At 72.4% G+C, this 22,774-nt stretch carries 22 protein-coding genes; 6 read left to right on the top strand and 16 right to left on the bottom strand.

The genetic code is table 11. The features are described 5' to 3' along the window. Positions 1-116: 116 nt before the first annotated feature. From ACTMTU_RS07285 to ACTMTU_RS07275, 3 genes are all read right to left on the bottom strand, one after another. Complete coding sequence (locus tag ACTMTU_RS07285; protein WP_441262664.1) at positions 117-779, bottom strand: LuxR C-terminal-related transcriptional regulator; 663 nt, start codon at positions 777-779, stop codon at positions 117-119. Beyond that, on the bottom strand, positions 764-2,032 hold the full coding sequence (locus tag ACTMTU_RS07280; protein WP_441262663.1) for a sensor histidine kinase: 1,269 nt from the start codon (positions 2,030-2,032) through the stop codon (positions 764-766). The genes ACTMTU_RS07285 and ACTMTU_RS07280 overlap by 16 nt, the downstream gene beginning before the upstream one ends. A 798-nt stretch (positions 2,033-2,830) precedes the next feature. After that, the gene (locus ACTMTU_RS07275) at positions 2,831-3,814 is read right to left on the bottom strand and encodes an NAD-dependent epimerase/dehydratase family protein (RefSeq protein WP_441262662.1); all 984 of its coding nucleotides are present in this window, start codon (positions 3,812-3,814) and stop codon (positions 2,831-2,833) included. A gap of 118 nt (positions 3,815-3,932) precedes the next feature. Between ACTMTU_RS07275 and ACTMTU_RS07270 the strand changes: the two genes are divergently transcribed. Both ACTMTU_RS07270 and ACTMTU_RS07265 read left to right on the top strand, forming a co-directional pair. After that, entirely contained in the window at positions 3,933-4,517 is a 585-nt protein-coding gene (locus tag ACTMTU_RS07270) for a hypothetical protein (RefSeq protein ID WP_441262661.1), read from the top strand. A gap of 58 nt (positions 4,518-4,575) precedes the next feature. Then, entirely contained in the window at positions 4,576-6,006 is a 1,431-nt protein-coding gene (locus ACTMTU_RS07265; protein ID WP_441262660.1) for a PepSY-associated TM helix domain-containing protein, read from the top strand. Here the strand turns inward: ACTMTU_RS07265 and ACTMTU_RS07260 are convergent. Together ACTMTU_RS07260 and glnII are read right to left on the bottom strand one after the other, a co-directional pair. Continuing rightward, entirely contained in the window at positions 6,003-6,539 is a 537-nt protein-coding gene (locus tag ACTMTU_RS07260; protein WP_441262659.1) for a winged helix-turn-helix domain-containing protein, read from the bottom strand. The genes ACTMTU_RS07265 and ACTMTU_RS07260 overlap by 4 nt on opposite strands. A 376-nt stretch (positions 6,540-6,915) precedes the next feature. Continuing rightward, positions 6,916-7,935: a glutamine synthetase gene (gene glnII / locus ACTMTU_RS07255; protein WP_441262658.1), complete on the bottom strand. Its 1,020-nt coding sequence runs from the start codon at positions 7,933-7,935 to the stop codon at positions 6,916-6,918. A 498-nt stretch (positions 7,936-8,433) separates the two neighbouring features. On the opposite strand from glnII, the gene ACTMTU_RS07250 reads away from it, so the two are divergent. Further along, on the top strand, positions 8,434-9,354 hold the full coding sequence (locus tag ACTMTU_RS07250; protein WP_441262657.1) for a Gfo/Idh/MocA family protein: 921 nt from the start codon (positions 8,434-8,436) through the stop codon (positions 9,352-9,354). Positions 9,355-9,551: 197 nt separating this feature from the next. On the opposite strand, the gene ACTMTU_RS07245 is transcribed toward ACTMTU_RS07250, so the two are convergent. Together ACTMTU_RS07245 and ACTMTU_RS07240 are read right to left on the bottom strand one after the other, a co-directional pair. After that, the gene (locus ACTMTU_RS07245) at positions 9,552-10,247 is read right to left on the bottom strand and encodes a hypothetical protein (protein ID WP_441262656.1); all 696 of its coding nucleotides are present in this window, start codon (positions 10,245-10,247) and stop codon (positions 9,552-9,554) included. A gap of 245 nt (positions 10,248-10,492) precedes the next feature. Beyond that, positions 10,493-10,855, bottom strand: coding sequence for an arsenate reductase family protein (locus ACTMTU_RS07240; RefSeq protein ID WP_441262655.1), 363 nt, complete (start codon positions 10,853-10,855; stop codon positions 10,493-10,495). A 122-nt stretch (positions 10,856-10,977) separates the two neighbouring features. On the opposite strand from ACTMTU_RS07240, the gene ACTMTU_RS07235 reads away from it, so the two are divergent. Beyond that, complete coding sequence (locus tag ACTMTU_RS07235) at positions 10,978-11,244, top strand: hypothetical protein (RefSeq protein WP_441262654.1); 267 nt, start codon at positions 10,978-10,980, stop codon at positions 11,242-11,244. Between the two features lie 10 nt (positions 11,245-11,254). On the opposite strand, the gene ACTMTU_RS07230 is transcribed toward ACTMTU_RS07235, so the two are convergent. The 4 genes from ACTMTU_RS07230 to glnA all read right to left on the bottom strand — a co-directional run bounded on the left by ACTMTU_RS07230 (position 11,255) and on the right by glnA (position 14,987). Continuing rightward, the gene (locus tag ACTMTU_RS07230) at positions 11,255-12,121 is read right to left on the bottom strand and encodes an MOSC domain-containing protein (RefSeq protein WP_441262653.1); all 867 of its coding nucleotides are present in this window, start codon (positions 12,119-12,121) and stop codon (positions 11,255-11,257) included. A 41-nt stretch (positions 12,122-12,162) separates the two neighbouring features. Further along, on the bottom strand, positions 12,163-12,756 hold the full coding sequence (locus ACTMTU_RS07225) for a GNAT family N-acetyltransferase (protein WP_441262652.1): 594 nt from the start codon (positions 12,754-12,756) through the stop codon (positions 12,163-12,165). Between the two features lie 47 nt (positions 12,757-12,803). Further along, the gene (locus tag ACTMTU_RS07220) at positions 12,804-13,439 is read right to left on the bottom strand and encodes a class I SAM-dependent methyltransferase (RefSeq protein WP_441262651.1); all 636 of its coding nucleotides are present in this window, start codon (positions 13,437-13,439) and stop codon (positions 12,804-12,806) included. A gap of 138 nt (positions 13,440-13,577) precedes the next feature. Then, positions 13,578-14,987, bottom strand: coding sequence for a type I glutamate--ammonia ligase (gene glnA, locus ACTMTU_RS07215; RefSeq protein ID WP_189476444.1), 1,410 nt, complete (start codon positions 14,985-14,987; stop codon positions 13,578-13,580). A gap of 207 nt (positions 14,988-15,194) precedes the next feature. On the opposite strand from glnA, the gene ACTMTU_RS07210 reads away from it, so the two are divergent. Further along, on the top strand, positions 15,195-15,662 hold the full coding sequence (locus ACTMTU_RS07210; protein ID WP_441262650.1) for an RDD family protein: 468 nt from the start codon (positions 15,195-15,197) through the stop codon (positions 15,660-15,662). A gap of 621 nt (positions 15,663-16,283) precedes the next feature. On the opposite strand, the gene ACTMTU_RS07205 is transcribed toward ACTMTU_RS07210, so the two are convergent. The 4 genes from ACTMTU_RS07205 to lipB form a co-directional block, all read right to left on the bottom strand. Continuing rightward, complete coding sequence (locus ACTMTU_RS07205) at positions 16,284-16,991, bottom strand: DUF4191 domain-containing protein (RefSeq protein ID WP_159692709.1); 708 nt, start codon at positions 16,989-16,991, stop codon at positions 16,284-16,286. An 18-nt stretch (positions 16,992-17,009) separates the two neighbouring features. Further along, positions 17,010-17,219 carry an SCO2195 family GlnR-regulated protein gene (locus tag ACTMTU_RS07200; RefSeq protein ID WP_307705989.1) on the bottom strand — a complete coding sequence of 70 codons (210 nt, stop codon included), beginning with the start codon at positions 17,217-17,219 and terminating at the stop codon, positions 17,010-17,012. A gap of 236 nt (positions 17,220-17,455) precedes the next feature. After that, the gene (lipA, locus tag ACTMTU_RS07195; RefSeq protein WP_441262649.1) at positions 17,456-18,442 is read right to left on the bottom strand and encodes a lipoyl synthase; all 987 of its coding nucleotides are present in this window, start codon (positions 18,440-18,442) and stop codon (positions 17,456-17,458) included. Between the two features lie 156 nt (positions 18,443-18,598). Further along, positions 18,599-19,432: a lipoyl(octanoyl) transferase LipB gene (lipB, locus tag ACTMTU_RS07190; RefSeq protein WP_441262648.1), complete on the bottom strand. Its 834-nt coding sequence runs from the start codon at positions 19,430-19,432 to the stop codon at positions 18,599-18,601. A gap of 295 nt (positions 19,433-19,727) precedes the next feature. Between lipB and ACTMTU_RS07185 the strand changes: the two genes are divergently transcribed. Continuing rightward, complete coding sequence (locus tag ACTMTU_RS07185) at positions 19,728-21,176, top strand: regulator (RefSeq protein WP_441262647.1); 1,449 nt, start codon at positions 19,728-19,730, stop codon at positions 21,174-21,176. Between the two features lie 111 nt (positions 21,177-21,287). On the opposite strand, the gene ACTMTU_RS07180 is transcribed toward ACTMTU_RS07185, so the two are convergent. Then, positions 21,288-22,655, bottom strand: coding sequence for an NAD(P)/FAD-dependent oxidoreductase (locus ACTMTU_RS07180; RefSeq protein WP_441262646.1), 1,368 nt, complete (start codon positions 22,653-22,655; stop codon positions 21,288-21,290). Between the last annotated feature and the right edge of the window lie 119 nt (positions 22,656-22,774).

Raw genomic sequence — 22,774 nt, 5'->3', positions numbered from 1 at the left:
CACCGACGGGGTGTTCAGTCCTGTGTGGAAATCGTAGAAGCCTCCAGCGCCAAATCGTTTGGACGTAGCCGAAAAGGGGCATTGCCAGGTCTGCGCCCCCGAGCCGGCCTCACTTCTCAACTTCCGGTCGTACGCCCGTGATCCAGATACGCCAGTACCGCCAGGACCCGGCGGTTGTCGTCGTCCGACACCGGCAGACCCAGCTTGGCGAAGATGTTCGACGTGTGCTTGGCCACCGCCCGTTCGGTCACCACCAACTGCGACGCGATCGCCGCGTTCGAACGGCCCTGCGCCACCAGCTCCATGACCTCCCGCTCACGCGGCGTCAGACCCTCCATCGGCCGGTCCCGCGAACGCCGCGACAGCAACTGCGAGATGACCTGCGGATCCATCGCCGTACCGCCCGCCGCCACCCGGCGCACGGCGTCGACGAACTGCTCGGCGTCGAACACCCGGTCCTTCAGCAGATACCCCACCCCGCCGTTGCCGTCCGCCAGCAACTCCCGCGCGTACAACTGCTCCACATGCTGCGAGAGCACCAGCACCGGCAGCCCCGGCCTCGCCCGCCGCGCCGCCAGCGCGCACTGGAGCCCCTCGTCCGTGTGCGACGGGGGGAGCCGGACGTCGACGACCGCGACATCCGGCTCCAACTCCGCAAGCGCATTGGCGAGTTCCGGACCGGTCTCCACCGCGGCCAGGATCTCGAAGTCGAACGCCTCGAGCATCCGGACCAGGCCGTCCCGCAGCAGGAACAGGTCTTCCGCTAGAACAACTCGCAAGGGATCTCCATGGTGACCATGGTGGGACCGCCCGCGGGGCTGCTGACGGCCAGGACTCCGTCGAATGTACCCAGCCGCCGCTCGACACCGCTCAGACCCGAGCCCGCCCCGACCACCGCACCACCCTTGCCGTTGTCCGTCACCGAGACCCGCAGCGCCCCGTCCGCGTACGTGATGTCCACCCAGACGCGGTCCGCCCCCGCGTGCTTGACCGCGTTGGTGAGAGCCTCGCTCACCGCGAAGTACGCCGCGGACTCGACGGGCGCGTCCGGGCGGCCGGACAGCTCCACAGTCACCTCGGCCGGCACCGGCAGCCGCAGCGCCAGGGCCCTCACCGCGTCCCCCAGCCCCCGCTCGGCCAGCACCGGCGGATGGATGCCGCGCACCAGGTCACGCAGCTCGGTCAACGCCTCCGCGGACGACTCCCGCGCCTTGGAGATCAACTCCTTCGCCTGCGCCGGATCCTTCTCGATCAGCGCCTCGATCGTGCCGAGGTTCATCCCCATCGCGACCAGGCGCGCCTGCGCGCCGTCGTGCAGATCACGCTCGATCCGGCGCAGCTCGGCCGCCGACGTGTCGAGCGCGTCGTGACGGGTCTCGGTCAGCCGGTCGATGCGCTGCTCCAGCTCCTCCTCGCGGCCGGGCGTCAGCACGGCCCCCGCGAGCCTGAAGTGCGCCCGTACGAGACGCGGGTTGACGTGCAGCGCCACGATCATCCACACCAGGCCGAGCAGCGCCGCCAGCCTGGCCGAGTCACCGCTGTCGACCGGCAGGAACGTGTACCAGTACGTGCCGCCCGCCTCCACGATCGGCTTCCACAGCCCCGCCGCGAGCAGCAGCCCGAACACGCCCTCCAGGACCAGCGCCGGCGCGAGGATCGCGACGACCGCGCCGCCTGTCATGTCGGCGAGCAGCCACCGTATGTCCCGCCACGTCGCCGGGTCCTTCAGCATCAGCGAACACCGCTCGACCTGACCGGCGACGCCCTTCCGCACGTTCTTCGGGAAGGGCCGGTAACGGACCGGGATACGCACCCTGGACCACTGCGCCGCGAGCAGCCGACGGCGGTTCACATGGGCCCTCAGCAGGGCCAGCACCGGAGGCGTGGTGAACACGCCCAGCCCGATGGGGATCAGCGCGATCGACAGCGCCGTGAAAGCGAAGAGGACGACGGACCCGATCAACGCCGTCAGCGCGAGCACCATCCCTTGCACACCGGCGGCGAGCGCGCCGCGTGCCTTCTTGATCGCCATGAATCCCCCTGCTTGGGCGTGTGTTCGTCGGTCCGTCCCCTGCCGATCACCAGTGTGGCGGCCACGGATGTGCCGGCGCACGGGTGGAGGACACCGGGCGGGGGGTGTACCTGACGACACCATGAGGCCCGGCGTGGCCGTGGCCCGGTCCGGTGGCGTTGCGCCCCTGGCGGGGCGTGGCCGTGGTCCGGTTGGGGTGCGTGTCGCCCCTGCAGGGTGTGGCCCCGGGTGCGTTGCGCCCCTGCGGGGCGGGGCTGCGCCGGTGGTGGGTGCCGGGTGCCGGGGCCTCCGGAGGGGGGTGCCCGGAATGGCTGTCCTCACCGCGCTTCGCGCGAGTTGCGACGCTTTACTTCCGGACACCCCCCTCCTACGACCCCGCCCCCCTCCGACCCCGCCCCCCTCCCGCCCGTGCCGCCCCTTCCGGCCGGTAGTCCCTCCATGGGGGCTGCGGTACCGCCTTGGGGCGGCAGCTCGGGTCGGGGCCCTGCGGGCCGGTGTCCGGTCCGTCGGCGGGCGGCCGCGGCTCTGTCGCGGCGCGCAGCTGCCGCTCGGGGGGTGTGGGGGCCGGCCCCCATGGGGTCCGGGGTCTGCCCCGGTTTCGGGAAAGGGCGGGGTGGGGGCAGGCTCCGCGCAGCGGCACCGGGCCGCACCGCAGCGCGCGGGCTGTGGGGAGGCGTGGGGGCGGCAGCCCTCACAGAGCCCCTTCCCCCTCCCCGGGAGGGGAAGGGGACGTCAGCCCCAAGGGGTCCGGGGTCTGCCCCGGTTTCGGGAAGGGGCGGGGTGGGGGCCGCGCAGCGGTCAGTCCGCCAGCACCCGCCGCTCCAGCTCCGGCGACAGACCCACCCGCGGACGGTCCGCACGGTGCGGCGCCGTGCCGCCCACGGACGCGAGCCACGTCCACGTGTCGCGGACCGTGTCCGCGACCGGCCGGCACCGCAGGCCCGCCGCCGTCGCCCGGCCCACGCCCACGCCGTGCACCGCCCCGTACGCCTCCTGCGTCGGAGGGATCCAGACGGGCAGGTCCGTCCATGGTTCGATGCCCGCCGCGAGGATCGTCTGCGGGTCCGTCCACCGCAGCCGTGCCGTCGACCCCGTCATCGTGACGCAGGTGTCGAGGAGTTCGCCCATCGTCGTGTGGCCCGGTTCGCTCGTCAGGTTGTACGGTCCCCGACGTCCGGCGGCCGCCGCGTCGAGTGTCCATTCGGCGAGGTCGCGGACGTCGATGTACTGGAGCGGGGTCTCCCGCGGCCCGGGCGCGAGCACGTCGCCGCCTCGTGCGATGCGGCCGAGCCACCAGGGGAGCCGGCCGATGTTCTCCCACGGCCCGAGGATCAGCCCGCAGCGCACCAGCAGGGAGTCCTCGTCGCCGAAGGCGTCGAGGACCGCCAGTTCGCCGCCCCGCTTGGCCTCGGCGTACGGCACGTCGACCGCGTCGGGGGAGCTGTCGACCAGGGGCGCCGTCTCGTCGTACCCGGCCGGCTGGGGCCAGACGTACACCGAGCAGCTGGAGATGTAGACGTAGCGCCCCACGCGCCCGGCGAGCAGTCGGGCCGTGCGGCGGACCGCCGCCGGTGAGCTCGACCAGGTGTCGACGACGGCGTCCCATGTGCCGTGGGCGAGCACGTCGAGGTCGCCGAGCCGGTCGCCCAGGAGCACGGCCGCGCCCTTCGGCGCCGGATGCCTGCCTCGGTGGAAGACGGTGACGTCCCATCCGCGGGCCAGCGCCGCCTCCGTGACCGCACGCCCCGCGAACTCCGTACCGCCCAGAATCAGAAGCCTCATGATCACGACTGTGCCTCGGGAGACCCCGCGGAGGACAGTGGTTCTGCTGCGGGAAGAACACGTTCGTACCCGCGGTCACTCTCCCGGACCCGCCGCCGTGGTGGCAGCATGTCGGACGATGACGGACACCCGGTCGCCGATGCGCGCCCTGCGGGCCGCGCTCTTCGCGGCGGTGGCCGTCGTTCTCGCCGCCATGGGGCATTCGTCCCTGTCTGCGCATGACATCCCGCCGTCCGCTCTGCTGGTCGCACTGGGTGTGACCGCGGCCGCGGGTTGGTTCGCGGCCGGACGCCGCCGCGGGACCCGTGCCATCGGCGCCGGTCTGCTCGCCGTGCAGGGCGCCCTGCACCTGATCTTCGCGGACACCGGACGGCCGGCCGGGCACCACCACGGGCATCAGGCGGAGACGGCCATGGGCCTCGCCGACGGGGCGGTCATGCTCGCCGTGCACCTGGTCGCGGCCGCCGGCTGTGCGCTCTGGCTCGCCCACGGTGAGGCCGCGTTCTTCCGGTTCGCGGGCGCCGTGATCGCGTTCGCCTTCACCCCGCTGCGACTGCTCCTCGGCGTCGTACGGATTCCGGAACCACCGCGTCCCGTCGTTCGCCCGGCCGTCCGCGCCCGTCACCACGGTGTGGTCCTGGCGCACACCGTCGTCCGCCGCGGCCCGCCGACGCCGGCAGTCCCCCGCGCCACGGCCCCCTGAGCCGCTGTCCGACCTGGGGGCCGCTTCCCCATGTCGACATCGAATCCTTAGGACCGCCATGTCTGTTGACGCCCCCGACCAGGGCGCAGCACCTCAGGCCGGCACCGGCCGGACCGAATCCACCTCCACCTGGGGCGCGCTGCGACCGCTCGTGCTCCGGCTCCACTTCTACGCGGGGCTGCTGATCGCCCCGCTGCTTCTCGTCGCCGCTGTCAGCGGCCTGCTGTACTCCCTGTCCTTCCAGGCGGAGAAGTTCGTCTACCGCGACGAGCTCACCGCTCCCGTCTCGGGCCCGTACCTGCCGCTCGGCACCCAGCTCGACGCGGCCCGCGAGGCCCGTCCCGACGCCACCGTCACCGCCGTGTGGCCCTCGTACGAGGAGGGAGCGACGACCAGGGTGCTGATGGACGCTCCCGGCGTCGCGGAGGGCAGGTCCCTCGCCGTCTTCGTCGACCCGTACACCGCCGACATACGGGGCGAGCTCCCCTCGTACGGCAGTTCCGGCGCGCTCCCGCTCCGGACGTGGCTCGACGAACTCCACCGCGACCTGCATCTCGGTGATTTCGGCCGCCACTACAGCGAGCTCGCCGCGAGCTGGCTCTGGGTCGTCGCCCTCGGCGGGCTGCTGCTCTGGCTGGGCCGCCGGCGCCGTGACAAGCGGGCCCTGATCCTGCCCGAGCGGGGCGCGAAGGGGCGCCGCAGGACGCTGTCCTGGCACGGCTCCGTAGGACTGTGGGCCGTGACCGGACTGGTGCTGCTCTCGGCCACCGGCCTCACCTGGTCCCGTTACGCGGGCGAGAACATCGGCGCACTGCAGGACCGGCTGGGCGGTGCCACTCCAACCGTCTCGGCCGTGATCGGCGAGGGCGGGGCGGCCGGCGGCGACGGGCACGAGGGCCACGGCGCCGGCGGACACGGATCGCAGCACCAAGGCGCGGACGTCGGCATCGACGACGCCGTGGCCGCCGCCCGCGAGGCCGGCGTCGACGGCAAGGTCGCCGTGACCCTGCCGGCCGACGGCACCGGCTATGTCGTCAAGGAGACCGACACCCAGTACCCGGTCCACCTCGACTCGGTGGCGATCGACCCGGCCGACGGCCGTGTCATCGACGAACTGCGCTTCGACGACTACCCGTTGCTCGCCAAACTGACCCGCTTCGGCATCGACGGCCACATGGGCGTGCTCTTCGGCCTGGCCAACCAACTCGTGCTGGCCGCACTGATGGGCGCCCTCATCCTGCTCATCGTGTGGGGCTACCGCATGTGGTGGCTGCGCCGGCCCACGAAGGAACGTGCGCTGGGTGCGGGCCGGCCGGCGCCGCGCGGAGCGTGGCGGAAGCTGCCGGTGACCGTGCTGCTGCCGCTGGCCGCGGCGACGGCCGCGGCGGGCTGGTTCGTGCCGATGCTCGGTATCAGCCTGCTGGTGTTCCTGGCCGTCGACATCGCACTGGGAGCCGCCGCGAGGAACCGGGCAGGCACCGGGGACTAGGGAGCGTATTTGTAGCCGACCCGCCGCACGGTCTGGATCGTGCGGCGGTGTTCGGCGCCCAGCTTGCGCCGCAGCCGCGCCACATGGACGTCGACGGTGCGGCCGTCGCCCACGTGCCCGTAGCCCCACACCGTGGTGACCAGCTGGTCACGGGTGTGCACCCGCTGCGGATGCGCCACCAGATGGGCCAGCAGCTCGAACTCGAGGTACGTCAGGTCCAGTGCCCGCCCGTCCACATGGGCGGTGCGCCGGACCGGGTCGATCAGCACGGGCCCGCCGTCCGTGCCGTTCTGCGGCGTGGCTGACGGGTGCGGCTGCCCGTCGGCCGGCACGAGCACCAGGTAGCCGATCATCGGGGGCCGTCCCGGCAGCTCGGGCAGGGTGTGCGGCGGGGCGGGCAGCCACGTGGCGCCCGGCGGAAGGAGGCCGGCGACGTCGACCACCTCGTCGCGGTCGACGGCACGCAGCCGGTGCCGGTCGGAGGGACGCTGGGCGGGCCGGGCGACGGCGGAGAAGGAACGGGTGTTCGCCATGGGAGGTCAGCTCTTTCGCGCGGAGGGAGACGGACGTACGTACGTCGTGCGCGCCGGCCGGGAACCGGGATGACGGCTTCAGAGGGCCTGCGCGCTCACGCGCGGCAACACACCCGGTCGAAGTCGTGATGCTGCCGGGAGGGCCAGAACGGCTCGAGGTCGGTGCGACCTGTCGCGATGCTCCGGTGGATGCTGGCCATGACCCCATTCAAGCAGACACGAGGCGTCCGCAGCAGGCCCCTCTCACACGTTGATACGCGTTCGCCGTGCGGGTGTTGACCCGAGCGCCCGTACGGCCCGCTGTCCCAGGCCCCCAGGCACCGGGAAAGGGGCCCCGCCGGAATCGGCGGGGCCCCTTTCGAGGAGTTGTTTGCGCTCAGACCTGGCCGGCCTTCTCCAGCGCCGCGCAGCAGGTGTCCACCAGGAGGCGGGTCACCACGTACGGGTCGACGTTGGCGTTCGGGCGGCGGTCCTCGATGTAGCCCTTGCCGTCCTGCTCGACCTGCCACGGGATACGGACCGAGGCACCACGGTCGGAGACGCCGTAGCTGTACTCGTTCCACGGGGCGGTCTCGTGCAGACCGGTGAGACGGTCGTCGATGCCGGCGCCGTAGTTCTTGACGTGGTCGAGGGGCTTGGAGCCCTCGCCCAGCGACTCGCACGCGGTGAGGATGGCGTCGTAGCCCTCACGCATCGCCTTGGTCGAGAAGTTGGTGTGCGCGCCCGCGCCGTTCCAGTCGCCCTTCACCGGCTTGGGGTCCAGCGTCGCGGAGACCTTGAAGTCCTCGGCGGTGCGGTAGAGCAGCCAACGGGCCACCCACAGCTGGTCGGCGACCTCGAGCGGGGCGAGCGGGCCGACCTGGAACTCCCACTGGCCGGGCATGACCTCGGCGTTGATGCCGGAGATGCCGAGCCCCGCCTTGAGGCAGTTCTCCAGGTGCGCCTCGACGACGTCACGGCCGAAGATCTCGTCGGCGCCGACACCGCAGTAGTAGCCGCCCTGCGGGGCGGGGAAGCCGCCGGCCGGGAAGCCGAGCGGACGCTCACCGTCGAAGAAGGTGTACTCCTGCTCGATGCCGAAGATCGGCTCCTGAGCGGCGAAGCGCTCGTAGACCTCGGCGAGCGCGGCGCGGGTGTTGGACTCGTGCGGGGTCATGTCCGTGTTGAGGACCTCGCACAGCACCAGGACGTCGTCGCCGCCGCGGATCGGGTCCGGGCAGGTGAAGACCGGCTTCAGCACGCGGTCGGAGGCGTGGCCCTTGGCCTGGTTGGTGCTGGACCCGTCGAAGCCCCAGATGGGCAGCTCAGCGCCATCGTTCAGGATCTTCGTCTTCGAGCGAAGCTTGGCGGTCGGCTCGGTGCCGTCGATCCAGATGTACTCAGCCTTGAAGGTCACGGGGCCTCATCCTTTGCGGGTGCAGCGGTATGCCGCGCAGCTTGGCAATACGCGATTTCCCGGCCGTTGCCCGTTTGTGAACCCCACGTTACGCAGCGGGCCGGACGGTCGGGACGGGTCGGGGAGGCGCCTCTCCCGCCGCGGTCGGAGCAGGGGCGGCGGCACCTCGGACCGGGGTCGCGAACGCGCGTGGCGGGTCGCGTTGTTGCTGGTCAGAGGTGCTTCGCGGGGGCCGGGGGTGTTCCCCGGACGCGTCAGGGGAGATGTCGCGGGAACCGTCCCCGGCAACGTTTCCGGGAATGTTCTGAGACACGCGACACATCCCCGCCGGTCCGTGATCGTCCCGGCCGCCGCGAGCCGGGGCGTGAGAGGCGGGACGTGGCCCGGGCGCCCGGGAAACGGGCCGGCGGCGGCACGTCGTATACAGGGGTCTCCACGGGTGCGCGCACGCCGGACCGCGCGGATGGGCGGCTCTTGTGACCGTGCACACTGGTGCGCATGACGAAGCAGACACAGCCGCTGCGCATAGGCCTCATCGGTGCCGGGCCATGGGCGGGGATGACGCAGGCGCCGGCGCTGGCCGGGCATCCGGATGTCGTGTTCAGCGGCGTGTGGGGGAGGCGGCCGGAGGCGGCCGCGGCACTGGCCGACGCGCATGGCACGGCGGCGTTCACCGGCGACGAGGGCATCGAGGCCCTGCTCGCGGTCAGCGACGCCGTCGCGTTCGCCGTGCCGCCGGACGTCCAGGCCCCGCTCGCCGCCAGGGCGGCCGCGGCGGGCCGCCACCTGCTGCTGGACAAGCCGGTCGCGACCAACGTGGCCGCGGCGCACGCGGCGGCCCGTGCCGCAAAGGACGCCCAGGTGGCCTCCGTGGTCTTCTGCACGCTGCGGTTCGCCGCCGACACAGCGCCCTGGGTGGCCGAACAGGCCGCCTCGGACGGGTGGTTCACGGCACACGCCCAGTGGCTCGGTTCGCTGTACTCGGACGGCTCCGACAGCCCGTTCGCGGCCTCGCCCTGGCGGCGTGAGAAGGGCGGCCTGTGGGACGTCGGCCCGCACGCCCTCTCCGCGCTGATCCCGGTGCTCGGCGATGTGACAACGCTGTCGGCGGCCCGTGGCCCGGCCGACACCGTCCACCTGGCGCTGCGGCACGCCTCCGGGGCCTCCAGCACGGTGACCCTCGGCCTGAGCGCGCCGGGCAAGGCGGCCGGCACGAGTCTCGTCCTGCTGGGCGAGCGGGGGAGGGCGGAGCTTCCCGAGGGCTGGGGCGATCCGGTCGACTCGTTCCGCAGGGCGGTCGACGCGTTGCTCGAGTCCGCGCGAACGGGGCAGGCGCACGACTGCGACATCCGCTTCGGCGTGCGGCTCACGGAGATCCTCGCGGAAGCCGAGGAACTGCTGGCGGGGACTGCGCCGTAGCCGGCAGGAAGGCCGCAGCCGCAGGGCCGGCGGGGGCGTTACCGGGGCCTGCGGCTACGGCGGCGCCACGGCCGCGCGGTGCGGACGGCGCCGTGGCCGCCGCCGGGTGTGCGGCCCGGCGGCCACGGCTCCCCTGGGACAGTGGAAGGGGGAGCCGCCACGGCGTGCGTCCTCGGATCCGGCGCGACCGGTACGGGTCAGCCGACGCGCTCGATACGCGCGTTGCGGATGAGGAACTTGCCCGCCTCGCGCACCTGCTCGAAGGCGGCGTTGTTCAGCAGCGCGCAGCTGCCGGAGACTGAGGTGACCTCGACGGTCGTGGACTTGTCGTTGTCCAGGTTGGTCACCTTGAGCCGCGTCCCGACGGGGAACTCGCTGCTGGAGGCGGCGGGTGCGCCGCCCTCACCGGAGAGCGTCACGGTGGAGCCGGCGCAGACCACCTCGCCCGCGGCGCCGCCGCCGGCCCCCTCGCCCGCCTGGTCGTCCTGACCCGCGCCCTGCTCTTCACCTGCGCCCTGGTCCTGACCGGCGTCCTGGCCCTCGCCCGCGCCCTCCTCTGCGGGCGGCGCCTCGGCGGGCGGCTGTTCGGCCGGGGGAGCCGCCGCCTGGCCGCCGCCCTCTCCGGCGTCGCAGCCGGCGGCCTCCTGCTGGACCCTGATCTGCGCGATCACCGCCTCGCGGTTGGCGATCCGTGCCTCCGACTGGGCGTCGGGATTCGCCCGTTGCCCGGCGATGAAGTTCTCGTTGTTGCGGACCGCCTGGGCCAGCCCGTCGCAGGCAACGGACGCCTGGCTTGTCCCGGTCATGACAATCGCAGTGCCGCCGACCATGGCCGCCGCGCCGACGAGGAGGGCGAGCTTCTTCTTGCCGCTGAGGGTCTTCTTGCGTGACACGTAAGGGCTCCTGTCCCCGGCCGCGGGGGCGGCCGGATGGTTCCTTGTGCCCTTACGTACGAGTAGCCGCGGCGGGCTGCTCACCGGCCTCGCCCGGCACTTCCTTAACTTTCCTTAAGGCAACGGAAGTTCGCACGAGGCGCGGCGCGACACCGCACCCTCACGCGCCTGCCGTGGTGAGCAGGGCGCGCATCTCCTGTACGGGCAGCCCCGGGTGCGCAGTCGCGCCTCGTCGTGCTCTCCGCTCAGCCGCGGCCCAGCGCGTCCCGTACCGCTTCCTCCGAGCGGCCCACCACCGCGGACCCGTCGTCCGCCGTGATGATGGGGCGCTGGATGAGCTTCGGGTGCTGCGAGAGCGCCGCGACCCAGCGGTCACGGGAGGCGTCGTCCCGCGGCCAGCCGGCGATGCCCAGCTCCTTGGCGACGGCCTCGCCGGTGCGTGTGATGTCCCAGGGCTCCAGGCCCAGACGCTCGAGGACGGCGCGGATCTCGTCCTCGGTCGGCACGTCCTCGAGGTAGCGGCGGACGGTGTACTCGGCGCCCTCCGCGTCGAGCAGGTCCACGGCGCTGCGGCACTTGGAACAGGCGGGGTTGATCCAGATCTCCATGGGCTCCACGGTACCGCTCCGGAGCCCCTCAAATGCCGTCTGGCCAGGGGAAATTGTCAGTGCCCGCCGGTAGAATGAACAGTAGTTCGGGATGGTCCCGCCACCGCGCCAGGAGGTTGCCGATGGCCGTAGCCACACTCACGACGAAGCCCCTGACCCCGCTCAGCAAGAAGCCGCTCCCGGCCGGACAGCCGCGCGAGTGGTACGTGTCCCACAACCGCCGGCTGAAGGCCATGCGCCTCGCGATCGCGCTGCTCGACTCCGGCGTCTACCACCCGGCGACCGCCGACAACCGGCGGATCCGGTCGACGGCGGAGCGCATCGGCGTCCATGTCCCGTCCGACACGACATGCCGGATGGTCAGGGCCCTGATCCGCTACGGGCGCTGAGCCGACCGGTTCACGAGGAGGCGGGGCGCCGGGGATCCGGCGTCCCGTTCCCGTACCGTTCCACCCGCACCGGGTCCCCGACCGACAGCGTGCCCTCGCGCACCACGGCCGCCTTCGCGCCGAAGCTCACCTTGTTGTCGTAGGCGGGCTCCCGTCGGTACGTGGCGAGCGTGCGCACCGGTTCGGGGCCGGCCCGCAGCCCCGTGCGCTGGTCCACCAGCGGAACGGAGCAGCGCATCGCCCGTACGGAGTGGGCGAGTCGCACGCCGCCCGCCTCCAACCGCCGCATGATGTCCTCGTCATGGGGCTCGGCGCACCCGTCCAGCACGATGTTGGCGCGGAAGCGGTCCATCGGCACCGGCTCCCCGCCCGCGGCCTCGATCCGCGCGTTCAGTCCGTCCAGCGACGCCTGGGACACGACGAGCACGGCATGGGCGTCCGCGAAGGCGACCTTCCCCGGCGTCTCGCCCCATCCGTCACGGTCGAACCCGCTCGGCACGCGCACCAGCCGCGACTTGGCGCCGAGCACCTCGGAGAACCACTCGGCCGCGTCCTCGCCCTGGTCCGGGCAGTGCCCGACCGGCTTGTCGAAGAGGCTCACCGGCCGCGGCTGCCCCTGGGGGTCGACCGCCACGACCACGCTCTCGATCCCGTGCGCGCTCAGCCGCATCGTCCGCCCGCCGTCGAGGAGCTCCGGCCGGACCGCGGCCATGGCGGGCGTCTTGCGCTGACTCCGGAACGACCCGTCGACGGCGTCGACGACCATGAACGTCCGGTCGTGCTCCAGACCTGTGGCGCCGACCCGGGCCGACTCCACGGATGTGCCGGCACAGCCCTTGACGGGGTAGTACGTCAGCGACTGCACGGTGATCCCCATGCCACCCGATCGTAGCGGCGCGCGCCCCTGTGGCCCGCCGGTCACAGCCGGCCCTCCAGCCGCTCCTTAGCGGCAGGCCACTCGTCGGCCAGCATCGAGAAGTACACGCTGTCGCGCCACGTCCCGTCCGGCCGCCGCCGGTGGCGTCGCAGCACACCCTCCCGCCGCGCCCCGAGGCGCGCGATGGCGTCCTGCGAGCGCCTGTTCATGTGGTCGGTCTTCAACTGGACGCGGCCCATGCCGAGTTCCTCGAAGGCGTGGCCCAGCAACAGCAGCTTCGTCTCGGTGTTCACGGCGGTCCGCCAGTACGCCCGCCCGTACCAGGTCCACCCGATCTCCAGGCGCTCGTCCCGGACGTCGACGTCCGAGAACGTGGTCCAGCCGACGGCCCGCCCGGAACCGAGGTGGATCACGGCGAACGGCACGTACCTGCCCTGCTCCGCCGCGGCCAGCAGCTCGCGGAGTGTGTCACCGAGCGCCGCCTCGCTCTGCGGGGCCGGTCCGCCCTGCCACCGCCAGACCTCTTCGTCCTTCCCGCCCGCGGCGAAGAGGTCGGAGAGATGGCCCTCCGTGAGCGGTTCGAGGCGCACATGGCGGCCGGTGAGCGTGACGGGGGAGGGAGCCTTGGCGGTCATACCCGGAACCTAGACCGATCCTGCACTAGAAGCAACCAGATTATGCACTAGTGCATAATTGACCGGCCACAGCCGCTGTTGCGGAAGACGAGCAGATACCGCCAGAACAGCAGCCGCCGCACGCCCGCCCCGGGCAGCAGCACCGCCGCCTCACGCCGGATGTCGGCCAGCGCCATGTCCGGCTGCCGTACCGGAGGGCGCGTCATGCGCCCGCCGTTCCCCGCACGGCACCGGTCCGCCGTGCCCACGGCGAGCCGGGCGACGGCGTTGACGGGCACGGCCGCCAGGCTCCACGCCCGGTCGGCGGCCGTCCTCTCCGCGTAACAGCCGAGGACCACCAGCGTGCCCCCGGGCGCGAGCGCGTCCCGCAGCGCGGCGACGGTGGCGAACGGCATGTGGTGGAGACTCGCCAGGCAGGAGATGAAGGCGTAGTGGCCGCGGGGCAGTTCCATCCCGGTGATGTCGCCCTGTACGAAGCGCGGTCCCCCGGCGGCGGCGGACCGCGCGCGTGCCTCGGCGATCACCCGGGCGGACGGATCGACAGCGTCCACGTCCAGGCCGAGCCCGGCGAGCCTCCGCGCGAACCGACCCGTCCCGCACCCGACGTCCAGCGCCGCGCCGCCGCCGCGCGGCGCATGGCGCAGCAGCAGGCGGTGGTAGTGGTCGTTGTGATCGAACGGCATGCCGCGACCCTGCCATACGCGCGGAACGGCACGGGGCCGGAACGACCGCCGGCCGCGCCTTCCCCTGGAGGAAGAGCGCGGCCAGCGGCCCCTGAAACCCGGGACCTGTCCCACCGGTGCGACCGGTGGAGCGGATCTTTAGATGTCGAAGTACAGCTCGAACTCGTGCGGGTGCGGACGCAGCTGGATCGGCGCGATCTCGTTCGTGCGCTTGTAGTCGATCCACGTCTCGATCAGGTCGGACGTGAAGACGCCGCCGGCGAGCAGGTACTCGTTGTCCGCCTCGAGGGCGTCCAGCACTGCCGGGAGGGAGGTCGGGACCTGCGGGACGCCCGCGTGCTCCTCGGGGGCCAGCTCGTACAGGTCCTTGTCGATCGGCTCGGCCGGCTCGATCTTGTTCTTGACGCCGTCGAGGCCCGCGAGCAGCAGCGCGGAGAAGGCCAGGTACGGGTTGGACGACGGGTCCGGCGCACGGAACTCGACGCGCTTGGCCTTCGGGTTCGAGCCCGTGATCGGGATACGCATCGCGGCGGAGCGGTTGCGCTGCGAGTAGACCAGGTTGACCGGGGCCTCGAAGCCGGGGACCAGGCGGTGGTAGGAGTTCACCGTCGGGTTGGTGAAGGCCAGCAGCGACGGGGCGTGCTTGAGGATGCCGCCGATGTAGTACCGGGCGGTGTCGGACAGGCCCGCGTAGCCCTGCTCGTCGTAGAACAGCGGGGCGCCCCCCTGCCACAGGGACTGGTGGACGTGCATGCCCGAGCCGTTGTCACCGAAGATCGGCTTGGGCATGAAGGTCGCGGTCTTGCCGTTGCGCCAGGCGACGTTCTTCACGATGTACTTGAAGAGCATCAGGTCGTCGGCCGCGGCGAGCAGCGTGTTGAACTTGTAGTTGATCTCGGCCTGGCCGGCGGTGCCGACCTCGTGGTGCTGGCGCTCGACCTGGAGGCCGTTCTTGTCCAGCTCCAGGGAGATCTCCGCGCGCAGGTCGGCGAAGTGGTCGACCGGCGGGGCCGGGAAGTAGCCGCCCTTGTAGCGGACCTTGTAACCGCGGTTGTTCTCGATGGCGCCGGTGTTCCAGGCGCCCGCCTCGGAGTCGATGTGGTAGAAGGACTCGTTCGCCGAGGTCTGGAAGCGCACGTTGTCGAACACGTAGAACTCGGCCTCGGGGCCGAAGTACGCGGTGTCGGCGATGCCGGTCGACGCGAGGTAGGCCTCGGCCTTCTTGGCCACGTTCCGCGGGTCACGGCTGTACTGCTCGCCGGTGATCGGGTCGTGGATGAAGAAGTTGATGTTGACCGTCTTGTCGCGGCGGAAGGGGTCGACACGGGCGGTCGACAGGTCGGCACGCAGCGCCATGTCGGACTCGTGGATCGCCTGGAAGCCGCGGATCGACGAGCCGTCGAAGGCGAGCTCCTCGGCCGGGTCGAACGCCGCTGCCGGGATCGTGAAGTGCTGCATCACGCCAGGCAGGTCGCAGAACCGGACATCGATGAACTTGACGTCCTCGTCCGCGATGAACTTCTTGACGTCATCGGCGTTCTGGAACATCCAACTCCTCCTACTCCCACCCGGGAGGGGCGGGGTTGCAGCTCGTCCGTGCGGCCAGTGCGGTGGCACACGCTGGTCTCGACCGTAGGCGGACGGGATTTCTCCAGCATGACCCATTTGTTTCGACGAAGTTAACCGGACGAGGGTCACAGTGCGGGAACGGCCCCGGACGCAGGAGGGTGAAAGGGGGCGCAGTACCGTGGACGGGTGGACAACAGGCAAGCAATCGGATCGTGGCTCTCCGGGCCCCGCGCGGCCGCGGAGGACATGGGTGTCGACTTCGGGTACCGGGGTCAGCGGCTGGGTCTGCCGGAGCACGGCCCGGGTTCCGTGGCCCCCCTCGGGCGCCGCTTCGGGGCGATCTTCATCGACTGGGGACTGTGTTTCCTGATCGCATACGGACTGTTCGCGGGCGGTGACCAGCAGGCGGCCGGAAACTGGGCCCTCGGCATCTTCCTCGTCCTCGGCGTCCTGACGGTGGGCACTGTCGGCTTCACGCCCGGTAAGCGCCTCCTCGGGCTGCGGGTCGCCTCGGAGAACGGCGGACGCCTCGCCTTCGGGTGGGCCGTCGTCCGGACTGCGCTGCTCTGTCTCGCGATCCCAGCGCTCGTCTGGGACCGCGACGGCCGCGGCCTGCACGACCGGCTCGCCCGCGCGGTGCAGGTGCGTATCTGAACCGTCCGCCGCGGCGACGGTTCACCCACGGCACGGCCCGCCCCACGGCGCATGCCACCGCCCGGCCCTGCCCGGACACCGCCACGGCCGGCACCGTCCACCCCTCGCCCGCCCCGGGCAGAGTCACGCCCGGCACGGCGGAGCACCCGGCGCAGACGTGAGGCGCCGACGCCCGGCACCCGGCCGCACCCGGCGCCGGAGCCGGCCGCCGTGCGGGCCCGCCCGGCCCGGACACAGCCACGGCCGGCACGGCAGGACACAGGCACGAGCCACCCCCGGCACCCGGCCCCGGACATAGCCCCGGCGATCGGCAAGGCACCGGCCGTGGCCGGTCCCGTCCCCCCGGTCGCCCGCCCCGGGCAGAGTCACGCCCGGCACGGCACAGCACCCGGCGCAGGCGTGAGGGGCCCGCACGGCCCCCGGCCGCCCGGATGCCACGGCCGGACCCCGCCACGGCGGTCACGGCACCCGCACCCGCGGCCGGCACCGGACCGACCCACGGCCGGCGCGGCGCAGCTCAGGCACCAGCCACCCCCGGCACCCGGTCGGAACACACCCCCACAGACGTGAGGCGGGGCCCGGACATCGTCCGGGCCCCGCCTCACGTCTGTGGGGCGCGCGTCAGCGCATCTTTCCGCCGCGCGGCATCCGCATGCCCTTGGGCATCGGGCCCTTCGGCAGCGGCATGTTGCTCATCAGGTCGCCCATCGCCCGCAGCCGGTCGTTGGCCGCAGTCACCTGCGGGCCGGTGAGCACCCGCGGGAGCTTCAGCATCGTGGTGCGCACCTTCTTCAGCGGCACCTGGCCCTCGCCGTTGCCGACGAGGATGTCGTGCACGGGGACGTCCACGACGATGCGGTTCATCTTCTTCTTCTCGGCCGCGAGCAGCGCCTTCAGCCGGTTCGGGTTGCCCTCGGCCACCAGCACGATGCCGGCCTTGCCGACGGCGCGGTGCACCACGTCCTGGTTGCGGTTCATCGCCACGGCCGGGGTGGTGGTCCAGCCGCGTCCCACGTTCTGCAGGACCGCGGCCGCCGCTCCCGGTTGGCCCTCCATCTGTCCGAAGGCCGCCCGCTCGGCGCGCCGCCCGAAGATGATCGCCATCGCCAGGAAAGCCAGCACGAAGCCGAGGATCCCCAGATAGACCGGGTGACCGATCAGGAAGCCGATCCCGAGGAAGACACCGAAGGTGACGATTCCCACACCCGCGACGACAAGACCGACCTTCGGGTCGGCCTTCCGGGTCATCTTGTACGTCAGGGCGATCTGCTTCAGTCGCCCCGGGTTCGCAGCAGCGTCAGCGCTGTCTGAATTTGCCTTCCTCGCCATACCCGAAGTTTACGTGGCCTATGACGTGCGGGTCGCCACGGCCTCCAGTACGTGCTGAGCCTCCACCCGGTCCTTGGCGCGGCGGCGGTCCTCGAGGACCGCGGTCCAGGCGTTGCGGCGGGCGGTGCGCTGGCCGGCGCCGAGGATGATGGATTCCATGGCGCGCAGTGCGCCGGTGACGGACGGGATCGGGTTGGCACTGACGTGGCGTGCCGGCACGGCCTGCATGGTGGCGATTCCCCCTCGGGGTGAACGGCGGTGAGTGGGAGCTGTGCGTGAGTCGAGCGTCACTGACTGGTGTTACCAGGGCATGACCGGCCGGTCAAACGCTGATGAAGGGTCGATTCGCGGGTCGTGGAGATTCGGAAACGAGAACGCGGCCCGTACCCCGCCCCCGACCTGCGGGGAGGGTGCGGACCGCGTCCAACCGGCCATTACCGGCCGGTAGTTGCTTGTGCCTGAATTCACACAGCCTGGGCGGCGCCGGTGCCGACGTCTACGTCGGCGGTGGTGCCACGGGCCTCCATCGCCTGCTGGAACAGACGGCCGGCCCGGTACGAGGAACGGACCAGCGGACCCGACATCACGCCGGAGAAGCCGATCTCGTCGGCCTCCTCCTTCAGCTCCACGAACTCGTGCGGCTTCACCCAGCGCTCCACCGGGTGGTGGCGCACCGAGGGGCGCAGGTACTGGGTGATCGTGATCAGCTCGCAGCCCGCGTCGTGCAGGTGCTGGAGCGCCTCGCTGACCTCTTCGCGGGTCTCGCCCATGCCGAGGATCAGGTTCGACTTGGTCACCAGGCCCGCTTCACGGGCGCGCGTGATGACCTCGAGCGAGCGCTCGTAGCGGAAGCCGGGGCGGATCCGCTTGAAGATCCGGGGCACGGTCTCGACGTTGTGGGCGAGCACCTCGGGACGCGAGGAGAAGACCTCGGCCAGCTGCTCGGGCACGGCGTTGAAGTCGGGGATCAGCAGCTCGACCTTGGTGTGGCCGCCTTCGCGGTCCGCCGTCATCGCGTGGATCTGGCGCACGGTCTCCGCGTACAGCCAGGCGCCGCCGTCCTCGAGGTCGTCGCGGGCGACGCCGGTGATGGTGGCGTAGTTCAGGTCCATCGTGACGACGGACTCGCCGACACGGCGCGGCTCGTCGCGGTCGAGGGCCTGCGGCTTGCCGGTGTCGATCTGGCAGAAGTCGCAGCGTCGGGTGCACTGGTCACCTCCGATGAGGAAGGTGGCCTCGCGGTCCTCCCAGCACTCGAAGATGTTGGGACAGCCCGCCTCCTGGCAGACCGTGTGCAGTCCCTCGCTCTTGACCAGTTTCTGCAGCTGGTTGTACTCGGGGCCCATCTTCGCCCGGGTCTTGATCCACTCGGGCTTGCGCTCGATGGGGGTCTGGCTGTTGCGGACCTCCAGGCGCAGCATCTTGCGTCCGTCGGGTGCGACTGCGGACACGACCGGCTCCCTACAGCTTCGATTCTTCGGCGAACACCAGGGTACGCCCGTTAAAAGTGCGGCCTTACGTTCGGCCAACCTGTGGCCACGGGACCGCATTCCCGCCCGCGTTCCGATCCGGGCCCCGGCCCCGCGGGACGGGGCCGGTTCTCCGGCTCAGACGGGCGTCTTCTCCGCCTCGGGCGCCGTCGTGGGCACCGCGTCACGCACGATCTCACGGGGCCGCGGCTCCGCGTTCTCCAGCACCTTCCGCAGGTGCCGCTCCAGCACGGGCAGCACCTCGGCGATGGTGACGTCGCGGCCCAGCTCGTTCGCGAGCGAGGCCACTCCAGCGTCCCGGATGCCGCACGGCACGATCTTGTCGAACCAGGTGTTGTCCGGGTTCACGTTCAGGGCGAAGCCGTGCATCGAGACGCCCTTGGCGATGCGGATGCCGATAGCCGCGAGCTTGCGGTCCTCGCGGCGCTGCCCGGCGTTGGAGGGGGCGTACTCGGGGCCGTTGAGCCGCGGGTCGAACTCCTCGTCCGTCAGCCGGGGGTCGAAGTCCAGCGAGAGGCCGCCGACGGCCGGGCGCTGTTCCACCGGGTCGCCGAGCACCCAGACACCGCTGCGGCCCTCGACCCGGCTGGTCTCCACGCCGAACTCGGCGCAGGTGCGGATCAGCGCGTCCTCGAGGCGCCGTACGTGCGCGATGACGTCCACGGGCCGCGGCAGCTTCAGGATCGGGTAGCCCACCAGCTGGCCGGGGCCGTGCCAGGTGATCTTCCCGCCGCGGTCCACGTCGACGACGGGCGTCCCGTCCAGGGGCCGCTCACTGTCCTCGGTGCGCCGACCCGCCGTGTAGACGGGCGGGTGCTCCAGCAGCAGGCATGTGTCGGGGATCTCGTCGGCGAAGCGGGCGGCGTGGACCTCGCGCTGCTTCTGCCATGCCTCCTGGTACTCGACGGCTTCGTCGCCGAACCCCAGTCGGACGAACCGCAGGTCACTCACGGCTGTGCCTCCCTCGAACCTCCGCCCGGTGATGACCGGGCCCCAGCCACTGTACGGCGGGCCGGAACCGAGTGGCCGGGCAGGGCGGACCGTCAGCTCCACGGTCCAGCGCCGCCGCCAATCCTCACACGATCGGATGAATCTGGGGCGAAGGTGGCGGAACAGCGATGGATGGCCGCTAAATTCGCGCCGTTCCTCCCCCAGGGCTTCTCCCCCAGAGCTACCTCCTGGGGGGACCCCAGGAGGTACCCCCATGGGCTGCTCCCGGCCCGGAAGGCAGGAGACGCCACAACCGATGACGGAACGGACCACCCCGCGCACCCCCAACCGGCAGCTCGCCGCGCTCATCGCGGAGGCCGGGTTCTCCCATGCCGGCCTCGCCCGCCGGGTGGATCAGCTGGGCCTCGAGCACGGCCTCGACCTGCGCTACGACAAGACCTCCGTGACCCGCTGGCTGCGCGGGCAGCAGCCGCGCGGAACGACGCCCGCGCTGATCGCGGAGGTGTTCACCCGCAGACTCGGCCGCCGGCTCTCCGCCCAGGACCTGGGGCTCGACGCCTGCGCCCCCGTCTACGCGGGGCTGGAGTTCGCCGCCACCCCGGAGGAGGCCGTGGACATCGTCAGCGGCCTGTGGCGCAAGGACTCCGGCAGCCACGCGGAACTCCGCAAGATCGCTTTCACACCGGCCGGACTGGTCGTGCCCAGCCGGGACTGGCTGATCGGCGGCCCCGACGAACGCGTGGGCCGGGGCGAGGCGCACCCGGGCTCCGGCCGGGTGCCCCAGCAGGGCGCCCGGGTGGCCGTTCCGCGGCAGCGCGGCGCGGGCGACCGGGGGCCCGGGCAGAAGGTCTCCGGCGGCGACATCGCGGCGCTGCGTGCCGTCGGCGAACTGTTCCGCGCCCTCGACCACGCCTACGGCGGCGGGCACGCCCGGCAGGCCCTGGTGCGCTATCTGGAGCACGAGGCGGAGCCGATGCTGCGCGGCACGTACGGAGAGACGATCGGGCGGCGCCTGTTCGCCGCGGCCGCCGACCTCACCAGGCTGGCCGGCTGGACCTCGTACGACATCGCGGCCCACGGACTCGCCCAGCGGTACTTCGTCCAGGCGCTGCGGCTCTCCCAGGCGGCGGGGGACCGGGCGTACGGGTCGTACGTGCTGGTCACCATGAGCCGGCAGGCCGTCTACCTCGGACACGGCCGGGAGGCCGTGCAGCTGACCAGGGTCGCCCAGCAGGGGGTGGGGCCGTCGGCCCCGCCGCCGGTCCAGGCGCTGCTGCACTGCGCGGAGGCCCGCGGGCACGCGGTGCTCGGCGAGGCGCGTGCCTGCACCGCCGCGCTCGTACGGGCCGAGCGCGCCTTGGAGGCCGCCCGGTCCGGGGACGACGTGCCGCACTGGGCGCGCACCTTCGACGAGGCACAGCTGGCGGACGAGTTCAGCCACTGCCACCGCGACCTGCGGCAGTACCGCAGCGCCGTGCAGCACGCGGAGCGCTCCCTCCAGCTGCGCGCCCCCGCCTTCGCCCGCAGCCGGCTCTTCTGCCGGGTCGTCCTGGCCTCCGCCCGGCTCGGTCTGGGCGAGCTGGACCAGGCGTGCGCGCTGGGCGCGGAGGCGGCGCTCCAGGCGTCCGAGATGCGATCGGTGCGCGCCACCGAGTACGTCCGCGAGTTCGAACGCCGGCTGGAGCCGTACCGCGACGCGGCACCGGTCCGGACCTACCGCGACCGGGTGGCCGCCCTCGGCTGACCCCGGCCGGCCGGCGGGCGGGGTGGCGGCCCCGCTGCCGGTGCACAAGCGGCCCCGCCCGCCGGTGCTCACGCGGCCCGCCCGCCGGTGCTCACGCGGCCCCGCCGGGCCTCAGGCTGCCGCGGTCAGCGCCGCTGCCGCGCACCCCGGCCGGATGCCGAAGTCGCTCAGCACCGCGTCCGCCGCCCTCCGCCCGGAGAACAGGGCGCCCTGCACCGTGCCCGTGTCGCGGTGGTCGCCGCAGACGTAGAGACCGGACAGCACCCGCACCGGGCGGCGCAGATCGTGCGGCGCCGGCATCGCGGGCACCGCCTCCGGGTCGTGGTGGACGGCGAGGAGCTCCCAGTCGTCCGTCGCCCTGCCGTAGAGATTCGCCAGCTGCCGCCGCACCCGGCGGTCCAGGTCGTCCGGCGGTGCGCCGAGCAGCGTCGAGGAGATCAGCACCCGGCCGTCGGAGGCCCGCGACGGATCGACCTCGCTCATCACCGCCGTGTGCGACACCGGCCCGCTCCGCTCCCCGGCCAGCACCAGCGACGGCTCCCCGAGCGGTGACTCGGGCGCCGTGTGGTGCACCACCGTCACCGGATGGAACGACGGCACCCGAAGCCCCGGCAGCAGTCCGGCCGCAGCCCGCGCCCCTGTAGCCAGCAGCACGGAGCGGCAGCGGATCTCGCCGAGCTCCTCCGTGGTCACGGACGTCGTCGCGATGTCGGTCACCCGCACGCCCGTCCGTACGGTGCCGGCCGGCAGCCCCGCCGCCATCAGCTCCGGCAGCGTCGCCGCGCCGCCCGCCGGCACGCACAGACGGCCGCGCGCGTATCCGCGCAGCACGAGGTCCGCGCAACGGCTGGAGGTGCCGGTCAGCTCCGGATCGCCCAGCAGCGCCGACAGCAGCGGACGCAGGAAGCCGTCCACCGTGCGCGCGGGCAGGCCGCGTCCGTACAGCGCCTCGGCGGCGGACCGCTCGGGGCGGGCGAGGAGACGGTCGACGGGTGTCGCCGCGAGCCGCGCCAGGGACGCGCCCAGCCGTGCCTGGTCGAGCTGGCGGGGCCGAGGGGCGCTCGCGAGGGCGCGCGCGACGGAGAATGCGACCCCCGCGCCCTGGGCGGTGGGGGGCGATCCCCGTCCCGCGCCCCTCCTCGCGTGGGAGGAGCCCCACCGTCCCGCGATCCCCACCTCGCCGGTCCGCTGGAGCCGGCCCCCGCTGTGGACGAGCACACCGGGCGAGAACATCCGCAGGTCGGCGTCCTGGAGAACCGCGGTGCGGCGCAGCTCCGGGAACGCGGTACTGAGCAACTGGCCTGTCCGGTCGAGCCGGAAGCCGTCGAGCTGCGTGGTGGCCATCCTGCCGCCCACCACCGGGGCGGCCTCCAGGACGCTGACCGTGACACCCGCACTGGTCAGCCGGTGGGCCGCCGACAGTCCGGCGATCCCGGCCCCGACGATGACGACATCCGCATCATGAGCGGTGCTGAGCACGTGCCCCTCCCCGAGGTCGGCGCGGCTGGTGGGGAGCTCATGCCCCCAACAGGACCGAGGAATACCCGAGTTCGGTTCGAGACTAAAGAGGTAGGCGGCCCGCTGAGGTAGCGCACATC

Source organism: Streptomyces sp. OZ13 (assembly GCF_052068155.1).
Lineage (GTDB): Bacteria > Actinomycetota > Actinomycetes > Streptomycetales > Streptomycetaceae > Streptomyces.
Note: the sequence above shows the minus strand (reverse complement) of the source record. Positions and strands in the feature narration are given on the sequence as shown.

Bases quoted from the DNA above. Each gene is read 5' to 3' on its own strand.
- ACTMTU_RS07280 (WP_441262663.1), bottom strand. From the start codon at position 2,032: ATGGCGATCAAGAAGGCACGCGGCGCGCTCGCCGCCGGTGTGCAAGGG.
- ACTMTU_RS07275 (WP_441262662.1), bottom strand. From the start codon at position 3,814: ATGAGGCTTCTGATTCTGGGCGGTACGGAGTTCGCGGGGCGTGCGGTC.
- ACTMTU_RS07270 (WP_441262661.1), top strand. From the start codon at position 3,933: ATGACGGACACCCGGTCGCCGATGCGCGCCCTGCGGGCCGCGCTCTTC.
- ACTMTU_RS07265 (WP_441262660.1), top strand. From the start codon at position 4,576: ATGTCTGTTGACGCCCCCGACCAGGGCGCAGCACCTCAGGCCGGCACC.
- ACTMTU_RS07260 (WP_441262659.1), bottom strand. From the start codon at position 6,539: ATGGCGAACACCCGTTCCTTCTCCGCCGTCGCCCGGCCCGCCCAGCGT.
- ACTMTU_RS07250 (WP_441262657.1), top strand. From the start codon at position 8,434: ATGACGAAGCAGACACAGCCGCTGCGCATAGGCCTCATCGGTGCCGGG.
- ACTMTU_RS07240 (WP_441262655.1), bottom strand. From the start codon at position 10,855: ATGGAGATCTGGATCAACCCCGCCTGTTCCAAGTGCCGCAGCGCCGTG.
- ACTMTU_RS07235 (WP_441262654.1), top strand. From the start codon at position 10,978: ATGGCCGTAGCCACACTCACGACGAAGCCCCTGACCCCGCTCAGCAAG.
- ACTMTU_RS07230 (WP_441262653.1), bottom strand. From the start codon at position 12,121: ATGGGGATCACCGTGCAGTCGCTGACGTACTACCCCGTCAAGGGCTGT.
- ACTMTU_RS07225 (WP_441262652.1), bottom strand. From the start codon at position 12,756: ATGACCGCCAAGGCTCCCTCCCCCGTCACGCTCACCGGCCGCCATGTG.
- ACTMTU_RS07220 (WP_441262651.1), bottom strand. From the start codon at position 13,439: ATGCCGTTCGATCACAACGACCACTACCACCGCCTGCTGCTGCGCCAT.
- glnA (WP_189476444.1), bottom strand. From the start codon at position 14,987: ATGTTCCAGAACGCCGATGACGTCAAGAAGTTCATCGCGGACGAGGAC.
- ACTMTU_RS07205 (WP_159692709.1), bottom strand. From the start codon at position 16,991: ATGGCGAGGAAGGCAAATTCAGACAGCGCTGACGCTGCTGCGAACCCG.
- ACTMTU_RS07200 (WP_307705989.1), bottom strand. From the start codon at position 17,219: ATGCAGGCCGTGCCGGCACGCCACGTCAGTGCCAACCCGATCCCGTCC.
- ACTMTU_RS07185 (WP_441262647.1), top strand. From the start codon at position 19,728: ATGACGGAACGGACCACCCCGCGCACCCCCAACCGGCAGCTCGCCGCG.